Source organism: Streptomyces sp. NPDC001204 (assembly GCF_053598035.1).
Map to the genome: position 1 here is coordinate 31,893 of NZ_JBSFJL010000030.1, position 15,971 is coordinate 47,863.

At 67.8% G+C, this 15,971-nt stretch carries 12 protein-coding genes and 1 pseudogene; 7 read left to right on the forward strand and 6 right to left on the reverse strand.

All coding sequences use genetic code 11. The annotated features are described in order from the left end of the window. Positions 1–4: 4 nt before the first annotated feature. Entirely contained in the window at positions 5–640 is a 636-nt protein-coding gene (locus tag ACWC91_RS31535; protein WP_225079738.1) for a hypothetical protein, read from the reverse strand. Between the two features lie 184 nt (positions 641–824). Here ACWC91_RS31535 and ACWC91_RS31540 point away from each other — a divergent pair, with 184 nt between their 5' ends. From ACWC91_RS31540 to ACWC91_RS31550, 3 genes are all read left to right on the forward strand, one after another. Next, complete coding sequence (locus tag ACWC91_RS31540; protein WP_225079737.1) at positions 825–2,126, forward strand: sensor histidine kinase; 1,302 nt, start codon at positions 825–827, stop codon at positions 2,124–2,126. A 684-nt stretch (positions 2,127–2,810) separates the two neighbouring features. Then, the gene (locus ACWC91_RS31545; RefSeq protein WP_225079736.1) at positions 2,811–2,954 is read left to right on the forward strand and encodes a hypothetical protein; all 144 of its coding nucleotides are present in this window, start codon (positions 2,811–2,813) and stop codon (positions 2,952–2,954) included. A gap of 186 nt (positions 2,955–3,140) precedes the next feature. Beyond that, complete coding sequence (locus tag ACWC91_RS31550; RefSeq protein ID WP_450643653.1) at positions 3,141–4,961, forward strand: phosphatidylglycerol lysyltransferase domain-containing protein; 1,821 nt, start codon at positions 3,141–3,143, stop codon at positions 4,959–4,961. A gap of 316 nt (positions 4,962–5,277) precedes the next feature. Here ACWC91_RS31550 and ACWC91_RS31555 read toward each other — a convergent pair whose 3' ends face one another. Beyond that, the gene (locus tag ACWC91_RS31555; RefSeq protein WP_308043196.1) at positions 5,278–6,378 is read right to left on the reverse strand and encodes a PP2C family protein-serine/threonine phosphatase; all 1,101 of its coding nucleotides are present in this window, start codon (positions 6,376–6,378) and stop codon (positions 5,278–5,280) included. Between the two features lie 839 nt (positions 6,379–7,217). Between ACWC91_RS31555 and ACWC91_RS31560 the strand changes: the two genes are divergently transcribed. From ACWC91_RS31560 to ACWC91_RS31575, 4 genes and pseudogenes are all read left to right on the forward strand, one after another. Next, positions 7,218–7,373, forward strand: a complete 156-nt coding sequence (locus ACWC91_RS31560) for a hypothetical protein (RefSeq protein WP_225079733.1) — start codon at positions 7,218–7,220, stop codon at positions 7,371–7,373. A 175-nt stretch (positions 7,374–7,548) separates the two neighbouring features. Further along, positions 7,549–7,974 (forward strand): annotated as a pseudogene (locus tag ACWC91_RS31565) (helix-turn-helix domain-containing protein); the annotation flags it as partial. Positions 7,975–8,074: 100 nt separating this feature from the next. Continuing rightward, positions 8,075–8,557: an IS630 family transposase gene (locus tag ACWC91_RS31570; protein WP_450643670.1), complete on the forward strand. Its 483-nt coding sequence runs from the start codon at positions 8,075–8,077 to the stop codon at positions 8,555–8,557. A 506-nt stretch (positions 8,558–9,063) separates the two neighbouring features. Next, entirely contained in the window at positions 9,064–11,238 is a 2,175-nt protein-coding gene (locus ACWC91_RS31575; protein ID WP_225079732.1) for a hypothetical protein, read from the forward strand. Between the two features lie 251 nt (positions 11,239–11,489). Here ACWC91_RS31575 and ACWC91_RS31580 read toward each other — a convergent pair whose 3' ends face one another. From ACWC91_RS31580 to ACWC91_RS31595, 4 genes are all read right to left on the reverse strand, one after another. Further along, the gene (locus tag ACWC91_RS31580) at positions 11,490–12,578 is read right to left on the reverse strand and encodes an ISAs1 family transposase (RefSeq protein WP_225079731.1); all 1,089 of its coding nucleotides are present in this window, start codon (positions 12,576–12,578) and stop codon (positions 11,490–11,492) included. 338 nt (positions 12,579–12,916) lie between these two features. Next, entirely contained in the window at positions 12,917–13,450 is a 534-nt protein-coding gene (locus ACWC91_RS31585; protein WP_225079730.1) for a hypothetical protein, read from the reverse strand. A gap of 117 nt (positions 13,451–13,567) precedes the next feature. Beyond that, positions 13,568–14,308, reverse strand: a complete 741-nt coding sequence (locus ACWC91_RS31590) for an SDR family oxidoreductase (protein WP_225079729.1) — start codon at positions 14,306–14,308, stop codon at positions 13,568–13,570. Between the two features lie 88 nt (positions 14,309–14,396). Continuing rightward, the gene (locus ACWC91_RS31595; protein ID WP_308043194.1) at positions 14,397–15,083 is read right to left on the reverse strand and encodes a CatB-related O-acetyltransferase; all 687 of its coding nucleotides are present in this window, start codon (positions 15,081–15,083) and stop codon (positions 14,397–14,399) included. Positions 15,084–15,971 lie beyond the last annotated feature (888 nt).

Sequence of the window (15,971 nt, forward strand, 5' to 3'; positions counted from 1 at the left end):
GCGGTCACCGCCACGTGAAGGAGTCGGTGACGACGCGCCACGGATCCACGTTGTCGGCGTCCACCGGCCCGGACAGGGTCACATCCACCTCGTGGCCCTGGCGGTAGAACGCATACCGCTCGAAGGCGTCGCGCACCACCTTGCCCGTGACCGGGTCGGGAGCCGAGTCGCCCTGGTAGGTCAGCAGGACCACCTTGCCGGCGTGGCGGGAGACCACGGAGACCTTGCCCAACGCGAAGTGCGGCACGGTGCGCCGCAGCTGGGGAACTGTCTGCGCGGTGACCGACCCGGTCGTGGGAGCGGAGGCGGCCGACACGGGCGTGACTTCGACGCGGTTCAGCTTGTCGGTGAAGGAAGTGACGGTGCCCTTGCCGGTACGGGCCCAGCCCTCGGGCACCTTGACCGAGAAACCGCCGCGGGTCGGGGCGAAGGCAACGTACGCCTGGTTGTCGGGGATGTCGCCCGCCGGATTGGACTCGGTCGCCGGCGCGGCGGGCGACGACGAGGTCGTACGACCGCCCGTCGACGAATTGCCCGACCCGGCGGAGCCGCTGGAGCCCCCTGATCCACCGCATGCGGTGATCGCGACCGACGCCAGGGCGGCGCCGACGACGGGGAGGACGATGCGTGTTCGGTTCATCGTGATGCTGCCCTTCTGCCAAGACGGGCGCCCGAAGCGGGCACCCGTCAGGTGCCCGCAAGGGACGGTCATGTCCGTGACGCTAGGCAGCGCGTGGTTAACGACCGGACCTCCGACGGTTAGACGACGGCAAAACCCGCGTTGGCGATGCGCACAGGCCCCGGCGGGTCCCGATGATGGGGGCATGAGACAGCGTGTGCTCCGTGTCGCCCTGGTCGCCGTCCTGGTGGCCCTCGTCCTGCTGGCGGTGCCGCTGGCGACGGCCATGTGGGCGTACTTCTTCGCCGACGAGCGCAACGAGTTGGAACGCGAAGCGCTGGCCGCCGCCGTCCGGGTGGGCCCGGACTTCGCCGCCGGTGATCCGGTCGAGCTGCCGAAGGGCGGGGAGGTCCGGCTGGGCGTCTACGACACGAGGATGCGGCTGCGTGCGGGCCACGGCCCGGCCCGAGCGGACACGGAAACCCGCCGCGCGGGCGCGGGAACGGTCGTGCGTGGACACGCCGACGGTGACCTCGTGGCCGCGGTCCCCGTCTCCCAGAACGAGAAGGTCATCGGCATCGTCCGCGTCGCGTCCCCGGCACGCGACGTGTGGGGACGCGTTCTGCTCGGATGGCTCGCCCTCGGAGGCGTGGTCCTGATCGCCCTCACCGCCGCAGTCCTGGTCGCCCGCCGCCAGGCCCGCGCCCTGACGGCCCCGCTGGAAGCCCTCTCCCGCCAAGCTCGGGCGGTCACCGAAGGGGATCTCACGGCCCGCGCCGCGCCCTCACCCATCGCCGAGATCGACCAGGTCGCCCGCACCCACAACGCCATGGTCGAGCGGCTGGCCCAGCTTCTCCAGCGCGAGCGGGACTTCACCGCGAACGCCTCCCACCAGCTGCGCACCCCGCTGACCGGCCTGCAGCTCGGACTGGAAACCGCTCTGACCGATCCCCGCGCGGATCCACGCGCGGCCCTGCAGGAGGCGCTGGAGAGCACCGGCCACCTGCACCACACCATCGACGAAGTACTGCGTCTGGCCGGGGCCGGGCAACCGTCCATGCAGACGCCCGCCGCGGTCCAGCCCCTGAGCGGTGTTCTGGGCTTCGCCGAGCAACGCTGGCACGGTCTGTTCGCCGACACGGGCCGCCGACTCACGGTCGCCGCCGAGCCGGAAACCCAGGATGCTCCCGTACCCGGCCGGACCGTGGGCCAGATTCTCGACGTGCTCCTGGACAACACCCTCCGGCACGGCCGGGGCAGGGCCGAGGTGACCGCCCGATCCCTGGGCGACACCATCGCGATCGATGTACAGGACGAGGGAAGCATCCGCACCGACCCCGCCGTGCTCTTCGACCGCGGTCACACCACCGGCGCCGGCGCCGGCATCGGACTCGCCCTGGCCAAAGACCTGGCTGAGACTGCGGGCGGCCGACTCGCTCTGGCAGGCACCGACCCGACGACCTTCACCTTGTTGCTGCCTCCCTGTGTTGCCAGAAGTAACGCATAGCCTTTGAACAGGCACTTTGCAGCCCCGCTCGAGCATGGCAGGGTCGGACTGCACGGCGTTGCGCGTGCTCTACCGGGTCTTCCTGAGGCTTCTCGGACTGCTCCTGCTGTTGACGCGGTCGGAGGAGGCCAAGAACGTCGAACTGCTCGCGCTGCGTCACGAGGCCGCGGTGCTGCGCCGCCAACTCGGCGTCCAGCCACGCCTTGCGCGAGGTGCTCGGGGAGCGCCGGCCTTCGGGGTGGGTGCTGGCGAAGGTGCGCGAGGGGCGGGGCCCAGTCCGGGGTGTGCTGCGCACGCCGGACTGCCTCCAGACACAGGCTCGCCGAGAGGCCTCGTCTGCGCAGAGCATGCCAGCACGGCCGCGACCTGCACGGATGAGTTTTCGGCAAGGGCAACGTCGCCTCGCCGCAACGACTGCCGGTTTCGCCCGCGGCTCCAGCACTACGTACTGCAGGGTCCGGCTCGCCATCCAACCGTCCACAGGGGATCCCATGCAGGAAGCGCATTATCCAGGGCCGGTCGCGTCGCCCGGCGAGAAGGCCGAGGGCGGGCTCGGGCCGACCGTCGCGCTGGTCGTCATGAGCCTGACGATCGCGGCCGTCGGGGTCTACCAGCTGTGCGGTTTCGGACTGCACATCCTCAACCCACGCCCCCAATCTGTTCAACGGTTTCGCCACGGCGGGAGTGATCGCCGCCACGGTGGCGGCAGGCGCCGCGGTCGGCAACCTGGCGTGGCTGCTGACGGCGTCCCGCAGACGGGCGGCGGCCCTCGGGGGCGGCTGCGACTCCGCCGGCGGCACCGATCCCACGCCCGCCTCCGGCGAGTAAGGGCCCGCGCACCCGTTCCTTACCTTTCCCCGCAACAGTGGTAGGCGGCCGGCCCGGCTCGCCAGACCCCGTTACCCTACAAGGCGTAGGGCCAGCGACAGGGGGGCGCGGCGAGCATTCCACTCTCGGCTGTCCGCTCGCTGTCCACTCCGTTTGCACCGGTCCTCTCGAGGTGACGTGTCACCCATGCCCATACAGAAGTCGGCCCTCGTCCCCCCGCAGCCCGGTTCCCGCGACGCCACGCCCTCCTCCCCCGGCCCCCGGCTGGGGCCCCGCGCCGCGGCGGCCACCGTCTGGTACCTGCGGCTGCTCGCGGTGCTCAACATCGTCGCCGTGCTCTCCCTGCCGTTCCGCGAGGAGGTCCACGAACACAACGGGGGCGGGTTCTTCACGCCGTACCTGGCCACCGCCGGCCTGGTCTCGGCGGCGCTCGCACTGTTCCTGGCCATGGTGATGCGACGCCGGAAGCGGGCGGCCTGGGTGTTCAACCTGCTGCTCGCCGGACCCCTGTTCGCGCTCTACGTCCTCGCGCTGACCCAGGACCGGTACCAGGACCACGTCTTCAACTGGGTGTCCGCCGCGCTCACCGGCCTCTTCGTGGCCGCGCTGCTGATCGGCCGGCGCGAGTTCCACGCCATCGGCGACCGCTCCAACCCCAGACTCGCACTCGCCGTCGGAGCCGGCGGCATCCTCGTCACCGGCTCCATCGGCACCTGGCTGGTCGACATCACGAACAAGGCGCACGGCGGCGCCTCCCTCGCCGAGAAGCTCTTCTACGCCCTGCTGCGCGGCGTCAGCGTCGGACCGCTCGCCGACCGCGTCCCCGACGTGCACGCGCCCCGCTGGGTCGACATCGTCATCAACGTCCTGATGGCAGCCACCTTCCTGCTCGTCCTGTACGCCTGCTTCCGCTCCCCCCGCGGCCGCGCCCTGCTCGGCGAGGAGGACGAGAAGCAGCTGCGGGAGCTGCTCGACAGGCACGGCGAGCGCGACTCCCTCGGCTACTTCGCGCTCCGCCGCGACAAGGCCGCGATCTTCTCCCCCACCGGCAAGGCCGCCGTCACCTACCGCGTCGTCGGCGGGGTCAGCCTCGCCTCCGGCGACCCCATCGGCGACCCGGAGGCATGGCCCGGCGCCATCGACGCCTGGCTGGCCGAGGCCCGCCGGCACGCCTGGACGCCCGCCGTGATGGGCGCGAGCGAGGACGCCAGCACCATCTACGCCCGGCACGGCCTGGACGCCCTCGAACTGGGCGACGAGGCCATCGTCGACGTCGCCGACTTCAGCCTCGAAGGGCGCGCCATGCGCGTCGTACGGCAGGCCCACAACCGGGTCCGCAGGGCCGGCTACACCGTATGCGTGCGCCGACACGAGGACATCCCCGACGACGAGATGGCCCGGCTCGTCGAGCTGGCCGACGCCTGGCGCGACGGCGCCACCGAGCGCGGCTTCTCCATGGCGCTCGGGCGGCTCGGCGATCCCGCCGACGCCCGCTGCGTGATGCTGGAGTGCCGCGACGCCGACGGCCGGCCGCGCGCGCTGCTGAGCTTCGTCCCGTGGGGCGAGCACGGGCTGTCCCTGGACCTGATGCGCCGCGACCGCGACTCCGAGAACGGCCTGATGGAGTTCATGGTCGTCGAACTGCTGCTGCGTGGTGCGGAGATCGACGTACAGCGGGTCTCGCTCAACTTCGCCATGTTCCGCTCGGTCTTCGAACGCGGGGCGCGGCTCGGCGCCGGGCCGGTGCTGCGGCTGTGGCGCTCGGTCCTCACCTTCTTCTCCCGCTGGTGGCAGATCGAGTCGCTGTACCGGGCCAACGCCAAGTACCGGCCGGTCTGGGAGCCCCGCTTCCTGCTGTTCGCCAAGAACAGCGACATCCCGCGCATCGGGATCGCCAGCGCCCGCGCCGAGGGCTTCCTCACCGCGCCCGCCCTGCCGTCCCTCGCCCGCCGCAAGGAGCAGCCCGCACCGGCCGTCGCCGAGGCGGCCGTCAAGTCCCTCAACTGACGCTCCGCTGCTACCTGGACGTGCGCCAGACGCTCGGCTCGTAGCACCGGGCTGGCCTTTCCTCGTGCTGGGCCGCTCGCTCAACACCATCGCCGGTTCCGCCGCCCAGTTGGCGGGCCTGACCCTGGGCGGCGCGGCGGTGGCGGTCCTGGGCACGCGTCAGGCGCTGATGCTGGCAGCCTGGCTGCACCTGGTGGCGGCGGCCATAGTCCGGCTGGGCCTGCCGCGGCTGCCGGCGCCGCCCGCCGACGGCACGGTGGTCAGGGCCAGCCTGACGGGCAACCTCCGGCTGCTGCTGGCGCAGTGGCTGCCGTCCTCATTCATGGGCGGGGCCGAGGGCCTGATCGTGGCCTACGCCGGTCAGCGCCACTGCGCTGAGGTGGAGCCCGGTGCGCGGTGGGGGTGTGCGCTGGATAGCGAGGAGGGCGGCGTCGTCGGCGAGCGTTCCGTCGGCGTGGGCGCACAGGTCCTGCTCGATGTGCTGGACCAGTGCCCTGGGGCTGCTCCTGGTCCAGAGGGCGACCCGTTGTTCCAGCGGGTAGAAGGTGCGGCTGCTGTCGCGGGCCTCCACGACGCCGTCGGTGTAGAGCAGGAGGGTGTCACCCGGCCGGAACAAGGACGTATGCATGCCGTGGCCGTCGGACCCCAGTTCCCACATGCCCAGTGGGGGCGCCGGGTCGGGGCTCATCAGGTGTGTCGTGCGACCGGACCTGATCAGCAGGGGCGGCGGGTGTCCACAGTTGATCATGCGTATCACGGGGCTGTTGTCGGGGATCTCCAGCAGGAGTGCGGTGATGAAGTGCTCCTTGGCCTCCTCGTCCCGCTCGGGGAACTCGGTGAGATAGCGGCAGACGCTGCGGTCCAGCGCCCCGGCCAGGGCGGGAAGGGTGGCGTGCTGGTGGGCGGCCTCGCGGAACGCTCCCAGCAGCGTGGCCGCCTCCCCGACCGCGGCCAGCCCCTTCCCCCGGACATCGCCGATGATCAGACGCGTACGGCTGCCGGTACGGGCCGCCGCGTACAGGTCACCGCCGATCCGGGCCTCCTTGGCGGCCGCCAGGTACGAGGACGCGATGTGCAAGGCACCCAGCCGGTCGGGAAGGGGGCGCAGCAGGGCCCGCTGCGCGGCCTCGGCGACCGACCGCACCTGGGCCAGCTCCTCGCTATGCCGGTCACGCAGGAAGCAGACGAACACAGCGAAGACCGACAGGAACGCAAGTCCGATGAGCTGCGCGACGTGGTTTTCGTTGAAGCCGGCCTGGACCGTGGCGATGAGGGCCTGGGCTCCCACGGCCAGCGCCCCGACCAGTGCGGTCAGCCGGTAGCCGGCGAACGAGGTGGTGATGGCAGGAGCCACGACGAGCAGCGGGCCGAGATGAACGGTCTGCGGGGCACGCATGTCCGCCAGGGTGATCGCCACGATCAGCACAAGAGGAATCGCCAGCAGTGCATGGCGCGAGCACCAAGGCTGCCAAACACGGGCAAAACACCGCCCAAAGCACATTCATCCAATATGCATCATCCACTCAGAAACCGACCGTCTCCCCGATGCACCCGCCGTCGGCCCCCGTCAGACCGGGTGCGCCCGGCACGATCAGCCGGGCCACCCCCGTACCCAGGGAAAACGCACCGGCGGCCCGCCGACAAGGGGCCGGCCAGGCGCTCTGCGCAACCCGGCTGTGTGGCGGAGCTCACGCACCTGCTGCGAGGCTTCGACCACATCGGCGACGGCGACTCCTGATCGCCGGCGCCCCGGCGCGGCGGCGGAGCCGACGCGCAGGCGTGGCGAGCGCGCCCCGATCCCCGGCTGCGGCCGCACCGCCCATCCCGCCCATCCCTCTCCCCCACCTTCGGCAGGGACATGGGCGAAAGCGGCCGCAACGGGGATGTCAGGGGTCCGACCACGCCCGTACGGTGGGGGTGACCTGCACGGATGCGGCGGCGTCGCCGAGGATCGCGCAAGAGAAGTCGCAAGAGATACCGCAGGAGTAGACGCAAGAGTTGGCGCAAGAGATGTTGCCGTGAGGCGGTCCGCAGCCCGATTCGAACAGCAGTACCTTCAGGTCGTGACAGCCTCATACGACTTCCCCCAGGACCTGATCGACGCTCAGGACGAACTCCGTCAGGTCCGCACTGAACTGCAGACGGTCTACCAGCGGGTGCCGTGGTCGGCCGAACCGCTGGACGCGTGGGAGACGCACGAGAGCGCCTGGCGGGAAGTCGTCCCGCCCCGCCTCCCCCGGCTGGGATCCCCAGGACGTGGTGGAGATCGCCCGGCTGCGGACTCGGGAAATCGAACTCGACAGGACGTTCGTCACGCAAGCGTACTGGAGCAGCCTCGCCCCGACCGATGTCCTCACGGCCAGTGACGCGCTCAAGCACCACCATGAGCACATGGCCGACACCTCCAGCTAGTGGCTCGTCACGCATCCTTGGCCGGGTAATCGACCCTGCTCCCGCCGACCAGCAGACTGTCTCCAGGACTTGATCTTGGAGGTGGTCGTGGGACGTCGACCGAGTGTGTTCGTCCGGCCGGTCAGCATGGAGGAAGGACCGGCTGCAGCGGATCAGCCGTACCGCGAAGGACCCGGTGAGGCTGCGGCGGGCGATCGTGGTGCTGATGTCCGCCCAGGGTCAAACAGTCAAGGACATCACCTCGCTGATGCAGGTCGGCGAGGACTACGTCCGCGATGTCATCCACGCCTTCAACGAGCGGGGGTTCGACGCGCTGGACCCAAAATGGAGCGGGGGACGCCCCAAGACGATCAGTGACGAGGTGCGCGAGCACATCTGCCTGATCGCCCGGACGTCCCCCGCCGACTGGACGATCACAGCGTTTTCCACCTGGAGCCTGAGCAAGCTCGCCGAGCACCTGGCCAAGCAGAAGGTGGTGGCGGTCATCAGCCGGGAGACTCTGCGCCGGATCCTGGCCGCCGGCAAGGTCTCCTGGAAGACCACCACCACGTGGAAGGCGTCCACCGACCCGCAGTTCATCGCCAAGATGCACCGCATCCTGGCCCTCTACGACACCCCGCCCGCCGACGGGCGGGTGATATGCGTCGACGAGTTCGGGCCGCTGAACCTGATTGCCCCGCAAGGGCAAGGCATGGGGACCGGTGAGGCGTCCGAAGCGGCTGCGGGCCACCTACAACCGCCACCACGGCGTGATGCACATGCTCGCCGCCCTCGACCTGGCCACCGGCAGGCTCTACTACCGCATCCGTCGGCGCAAACGCCGGCGCGAGTTCCTCGACCTCCTCAAGGTCCTGCGTACCCGCTGGCCTGGGCAGAAGCTGTATGTGGTGCTGGACAACTTCTCCCCGCACAAGCACGCCAAGGTCCGCGCATGGGCGGACGACCACCAGGTCGAGTTGGTCTTCCTGCCGACCTACGGCTCCTGGCTGAACTGGATCGAAGCCGAGTTCGCGGCCCTGCGCTACTTCGCACTCAACGGCACCGACCACCGCAGCCACGACGAACAGAACGCCGCCATCGCCGCCTACGTCCGCTGGCACAACGCCCACGCCGAACCGAAGACGAACTTCGCACCCGACTCACCGATCCGTACCTGGACCGATTACCCGGCCAAGGCTGCGTGACGAGCCACTAGAGTGCGCTGATCGACTCCTGAGGCGGATGGGCAGGGAGCGATTCTCCAGGGGAAGGAACAAGGGGGCGGTTGATGTCCAGGTTTTGGGTCAGGGGTGTCCGAAGATCTGCCAAGGCGGGGTTGTGCGGGTCGGTGTTGGCAGCCTCGCTGCTGGTCGCGCCCGGCGCGACGGCGTCGGACGGCGATTCGGCCGCTGGAGGAATGGTCGGAGTGGTGTCCACGGCACCGGGCGTGGCACACCGCGGCGTACCGAACGCCGCGTTGGGGGACGGTGGGCGCGTCGAACTCGTCGGCGGACGGCAGGTTCATGTCACGGCGGGGCTGAAGGGCGCTGGGGCGGGCGCGGGGCGCTACGCCGTCGCCGCTGTGAACGGCATGGTGTCCGTGCGGCCAGCCGGGGCGCACATGGCAGACCGTACAGCCGCGAAGCTTCCGCTGACCACGGCGGGCTTCGATGGCACGCGCACGCCGGCCGCGGGGGGCGGTCTCACGACCATGAGCACCACGGCGTCCGCGTACTCGGTGAAGCTGAGCATCACGCACGCCAACGTCACAACCAAGCAGTTCTATGTCTGGAACCGCACGACGTGGACGGCATACGCAGTCGATAGCAGCGCCTTCGGTGCCACGGCAACGGTGAAACTGCCGCCCGGTGACTACTTCGCCGTGGCGCTGCACATGGACTGGCGGCAGCCGAGCTATCTGCTCACCCGCACCTTCACGGTCGGTTCGGCCGCCACCACGGTCGCCTTCGACCAGAGCGCGGCCAAGCAGGCCGGGATCCGTACCGACGACACCACTGCCACCCGGCAGTCCTCCGCCGTGTGGCTGAGCGTCCCGGGAGGCGACCTGGCGGGCTTCGCTGGTTCGGGCGCCGACAAGGTCTACGTCACCCCATTCTCGATGCGGGGCGTCTCACTGCGGATCCATGAGGTGCTCGGCAAGAAGGGTGCCTCGGCCAGCGTGCCGAGCCCCTACCGCTACGACCTCACGCACAGCTTCACCACCACGGTGCCCGCCTCGCCCGTCATGACGGTCCGTACCTCCGCCCTGGCGAAGACCGTCACGCAGGTCCGCGCACCGGGCACCCGGACGACCGCGATCCTGCAGACCGTCCCCGACTTCGGCGAGTGGACGGGCGTTTTCGTCGGCAGCTCGGTGCCCGTGGGAGGCTCGGTCACCGAGTACGTCACACCCGGCGTCACCTCTATGCGGCTGCTGAACTACGGCACCGGTGAACAGGACCTGATCCTGCCTGACCGCACCCTGCCCGCCGGGACCAGCGTGCGCGAGGTCCTGGGCGCGGCCCCGCTGCAGCCGGTGCGCGGTCCGTGGCCCGGCTCGCAGTGGTACCGCGGGAAGGTCTCGCTGTACGAGGGGCACACCTTCAGCGACACCGCGGGCCACACGGGCCACGACTCCCGGGCGAAGTACTCGTACAAGCTGACCGGCTCGGACGGCGTCACCTACGCCCAGGCGTCGGGTCTCGACTCCTCCCACGGACTGACGTCGTCGACCGTGCCGACGTCGCCGCAGACGTACACCCTCGACCAGACCGTCCACCGCCGCGTCCCGTACTCCCGGCTGTCCACGGACGTACGCAGCAAATGGACGTTCCGGGCGGGCTACGCCGAAGGCAAGGAACTCCCCTTGATCGACACCGAGGTGAGGGTCTCGGGGCTCGACGCGATGGGGCGCGCCGCCGCCGGGCCGGTCAGGGTCGACGCGAGCGCCACCACCCGCAACACGGACACGGCGCAGGCGAACACCAAGATCACGGGCCTGGCGTACTCCACGGACGACGGCGCGACCTGGACCGATCTTCCCGTCATGGCCGACGGCTCGGCGACCTTGGACGTTCCCGCCACCGGCTCCTTCGTCACCCTCCGCGTCACCGCCGCCGACGACCTGGGCGGCAGCCTCAGCCGCACCATCGAGCGGGCGTTCGCGGGGCCGGTCCCGCAGGGCAACGAGACGGCGGGCGCGACCCGCATTTCGAACATCGTGGTGAACGGCGGCAAGCCGATGGAGCTGTCCGACCAGCCGCTCCAGGAGTTCAAGGCGAAGTTCACCGCCACCGACCCGTCGGGGATCGCGAGCGGTGACATGTACCTGTACCAGGGTTCGTACGACACCCCCAACGCCGTCCTCTACAGCCCCTGGCGAGCGACCTGCACCAAGGTCAACGCGACTACGTCCACCTGCCAGGCCCAGTTCGCCTACATCCACCCGCGCTGGACCCTCGGCCGCAACTCCTTCGCCGGCACGTGGAAGGTCACTGCCTGGGCCGAGTCCGCGGACGGCACGGGTCACATCGATCTTCACGCCGCCAAGACGCAGTCCGTGCTGCGCGACGCGACCCTGACGGCCGACGCGTCTCCCGAACCGGTGACCAAGGGCAGGACGCTCACCGTCACCGGAAAACTCTCCCGTGCGGACTGGGAGACACTCGGCGGCTATCACGGATACGCCGGTCAGCGGGTGCGGCTGCAGTTCCGAAAGGCGGGCGCGTCCAAGTACACGACCGTGAAGACGGTCTCCACGAACAGCTATGGAAACCTGAAGACCACGGTGACGGCATCTGCGGACGGCTACTGGCGCTACACCTTCGCGGGCACCTCCACTACCGCTCCCGTCACCGCCGGGGGCGACTACGTCGACGTCCGCTGACGTCGTGACCGTCGTAGGGCCCGGCTTCACCGGCCGGGCCCTACGACAGACGCCACCGGGAACGCCACCGGCCCAAGCCCTCAAGCGCGTTGAGCAGCCTGGGTCGGCCGGGGTGAACTCCATGATGGACAGAAACCCGGACCGGGCCGTCGACAAAGAACCCCCGGGTCTCTGACCTGGGGGTTTCTCATGGAGCGTGTGACGAGAATCGAACTCGCGCTCTCAGCTTGGGAAGCTCAGGTGATCTCGGGTCAGTCGCGGCCCTGACGTGCACCCGAGTGGTCTCGGGCTGTGGCCAGCCTCTGTCGCGATCCCCGCTGTTCCCCGTGGTTCTCCTCGGCGAACGTGGTGTCACGGACGTGGTGGAGCTGGTTCTCGATCTTCCAGTGGCCGCGGATCCAGGCCGCGATCCGGGCTCCGGACGCCGCGCCGGGTGGGAGGCTGGTGACGAAGTACAGCCGCTCGATCGTGATCTTGTTGCTGGTCAGGTCCTTGCGCCAGCGCATGACGCGCAGGGCCTGACGGGCGCCGGGATAGTCGAGGTGCCGGAACGAGGCTGTCTTCAGGTGACGGACCTCGAGCCGGCCTCGGCCCCTGGTCCGGTCCTTGTGGTCCAGGGCGATGTCGGTCCACGGCAGTTTCCTCAATTGCTTGAGCAGGCCGGGATGGTTGCCCTTCACGACAGCGATGTAGTGGGCGCCTTGCGCGCGCAGCCAGAGGCCGTTCGCGTGCTGGGTGTGTGCCGCGTCCGCGGTGACGACGGCGTTCTCCAGGGCCAGGCCGTCCAGAAGGGGGATGAACGCGGGTGTCTCGTTGCTCTTCGTATCGATCTGCCGCTGTGCGAGGACCGTTCCGGCGTGGTCCATCGCGGCCAGCAGCCATACTGCTTTCCCGCCGGCCGCTCTTGATCCGCGCAGATGTTTCCCGTCCACGGCGACCGCCCGCCACCGCGCTTCCCCTGCGTCCAGGTCAGCGGCTCTGGCCTGCAGGAACGCACTCACCGCGGCGTCGAAGGCGTCGCCGTCGATGCGGCCGAGCAGCCGCATGACCGTGGTGGGATGCGGCACCGTGACCGCCTTGCTGAACGGGTCGAACGCGAAGCCGAAGGCCAGAAGGACCCAGCGGGGCGCGTCCGCGATCCACTCGGCGATCGCGGTCAGGGATCTCGCACCGGTCAGGACGCTCGCTGCGGCGGCCGTCACGATCGCCGTCAGCGGGAAACGTCGGCCACGGCGGTTGCGCGGATCCGGCAGGCCCGCGAGGAAGTGGGCGAGGCACACCGCGTCGGGCAGCGGCTGCGGTGACGGGGTACGGGCCAGTTGCTCCAGGCCCGACGGCATAGGAGAAGATGAGACAGCAGGCACGGTCTTCGGTTGTGGTCACGTGAACTCGACACTCACATGATCAACGAGGCCGTGCCTGCACCTGCATCCGGGCCCCATAAAGCGACATGACAGCCCATCACCGGGCAACCTCACTCAACCCGCAACCTTGCAAAGTCCCTGCCGAACACCCGGTCCCAGACGGCCTGGGCTATCGTGACCTCCACGGCCACCGCTTCTTGAAACGTCGTCACAAACGTTCATGATCACGGTGGCCGTACCCATACCTTCATCCAGCCCCTGCAGGCAGCTGACCAGCGTAGACACCAGAACTACAGCTGCCGTGTCAGTGCCGGTCAGCGAGGTGCTGCCACGCCGGGCGCTACCACCGGCGTCTTCATTGGATGGACCAGAGAGACGACGATTCTCGCGGGTGTTGGTTTTTCAGTGAAGTCAGCATGACCCCTTACAAATTCGTAGTCGTTTGTTCCACCCGTGACCGCCATCCGGAAACCCGAAGTGCCAGCCTTTTGGGTGACCAGTGCCTCCAGCATGATCTGACCTTTTTTCGGCAGGTCCAGCGCGGCGTGACAGATGCTGGTGAGCGTGTTGGGAGCGGTACTGACAGCAGTGATTTTGCAGTAGTACGAGAATTTTCCGTCGCCTACTCCGGTGTTCCTCTCACTGACTTTCCCGCTGCCGCCGAATTCGTCCCCCGCCTTCTTTGATGTAAACGGATACCCGTACTGCGTGGTTCCAGTGACCGTCAGGTATAGCTTCTCTGTACCGACATCCCTGGTAGCAGCTGTTCCTGGCGAGGCGGCGGCCGGCACGCCCATCAAAGCAAATGCCGCACTAGCGACCACGCTAATGGTTCTCGTCTTGTTCACTTTCTGATTCCCTAACCCTTCTTTGAGGGGCTTGCATTCGAGTTTCCCGATCAATTTTTGATCAGAGACGCCTGACCAGCGATCTTGTGATTGCTGTGTGATCGGGAAGGATTCAGTTCAGGCAAGACCGCCGTTGCCGAACACTACCTGGCCGTTTACCCAGCGTGCCGGCCCCGCGAGAAAGGCCACGATCTCGGCCATGTCCTCGGGGCGTCCCAGACGCTCGAGCGGTGCGGCCTTGGCGAGGTTGCCGATAGTTGTCTCGTTCTTGTCACCGAAAAGCATCGAGGTGGCGGTGGGGCCGGGGGCGACAGCATTGACCGTGATGTCCTTGCCGCGCAGCTCGCGGGCGAGCACCAGGGTCATTGCCTCGACAGCCGCCTTGCTCGTGACGTATGCACCGTAGGCGGGGCATTGTGTGCGGGTCATGGAGGTGGAGAAGTTGATGATTGCTCCGCCGGCGCGTAGTTGCCGGGCCGCCTGCCGGTCGACGACGAACGTGCCGCGGATGTTAGTGCGGTGGATCTGGTCGAGCTCAGCCAGGTCCAGGGCCGCGATTGGTCCAGGCCGCATGATACCGGCGGTGTGCACGAGGACGTCGATTCCCCCGAATTCAACTTCGACTTCATCGAAGGCTGCGGCCATCGCGTCCTCATCAGCGACGTCGCCGCCGACTGCGATCGCCCGACCGCCACTCGACGTGATCTCCTCCACCAGGCTGTAGGCCGTTTCCTTGTTTTCTGCATAGTGAACGCCTAGACAGAACTTGTCTTCCGCCAGCCGTCTGACGATGGCGCGGCCGATCCCGCCGGACCCGCCAGTGACGAGGGCGACACGGGAGTAAGGACTCTGGAACATTCCCGTTTCCTCCTTAACGCAATACGGGGCCTTAAAGAGACCCGCACTCGGCGATTCCGATTCCGGCTGCATGCATTTACTCGTTGGGTTATGCCACAGGGTCAGCGGCTGCATTTCTATGAACTGTTGCGCTTGAGACATCCCACGCCTGGGACATCTCCTCAAGGGCGCCGATGCTTGATCCGCAGATAACCGGACGCAGAGAGTCGAATTTCTCGTCGCTCCACTTGTAGATGTCCAGTGCGAGGAGCCGGTCGATGACCTCCGGATCGAAGCGCTTCCGGACTTCCCGTGCAGGACTGCCGGCCACAAGGGTGTAGGGCGGCACATCGCGGGTGACTACACTTTGAGCAGCGACTACGGCGCCTTCGCCTAGTGTTACGCCAGGCATGATCATGGCACGCATGCCAATCCAGGCACCGTCCTTGATCACAGTGTCTCCCTTTCCCTGGTAAGCGTCGGCGCGAACGTCACGGAAAGGATAGAGGCTGAACCAGTCTGTGCGATGAAGATGGTTGCCGCCCATGAGGATTACAGCTTCGGCTCCAATGCACACGTAGTCGCCGATATATAGTTGGTCGATGGGCCAGGGTGGCGCCCAGTTCCGGTTCGCTCGGCTGTAGGCATCTCCGTGGAGGTAACGCACCACGGACCCCTCGAAGTCGCCGGACCAGGCGTGGCTGTAGTAACTGCGGGTTCCTGTCACGTGGATGTTGGGGTTGGTTACGGCCTCATGAAGGTACTGCGGCCTCGACCAGTGATAACCATCAGGCATAGCGATGCTGCTCTCGGCTAGAAGGGATAGGATCCCTGATTTCAGACGAAGCGATAATTCACATAAGGGCAATAATGTCACACAGGAGAGTTTCCCTGCCTGAAGTGGATTCCTTGATTATTAACTGCTGGTAGACATGAGTACCCGGATCTCTTGCGCACCTCTCCACCTCCTCCTCTTTTCACCCTAAGGGAGCAATCAAGTTCTACGGGGGGTGTCGATGTCCCAGGGCTGCCGCAAAGTCCTGCGCGTAGACTTTCCGCTGATGAGAGGCACGTGCCTGGACAGAGCTGATGTGTTCTCATGTTTCAAGATCGAGTGGTTGGAGTGCGTGGTCGGTCGGTGATCGGTAGTGGGCGGTGGCGGCGGCGATGTTCGTCACTCCAATAACACCGCGACATGGACGAACGGCACCTACACATTCATCGTGAGCACCACGGCCGAACTCCTGAAGATCGCCAAACAACTCACCCCGTGAAACCCGAGGTCACCACCGCCAACTCCGCAGCCCGAAAATGAAGTTCCTTCGCTGACAGAGCGATTTCACAGTCGGGTTGATCTTTATAGACGTGCTGATCGCGGGCACGTGACGATGGCTGGCGGGTGCGTCACCAGGACTGATGGTTCCCGCTTGGCGAGATGGACTGATCAGGCGCGTGCGTACTGACACGGCAGCTGTAGTTCCGGACCTCGCCATCAGCGTCTGCCGGCAGGACGGCCGCACCAACATTGCCGCCGCCACCCGCCACAATGCCCGCCACCCAAGCCGCCCTCTGGCCACACTCGGATGGACATGATCAACCAGGACTCACGTGCTCAACCGGACAGAACCGCAACACGCAAAGTCCCTGGGGAGCGACCTCGTCTCCCGGACATCGCGGCATTCGG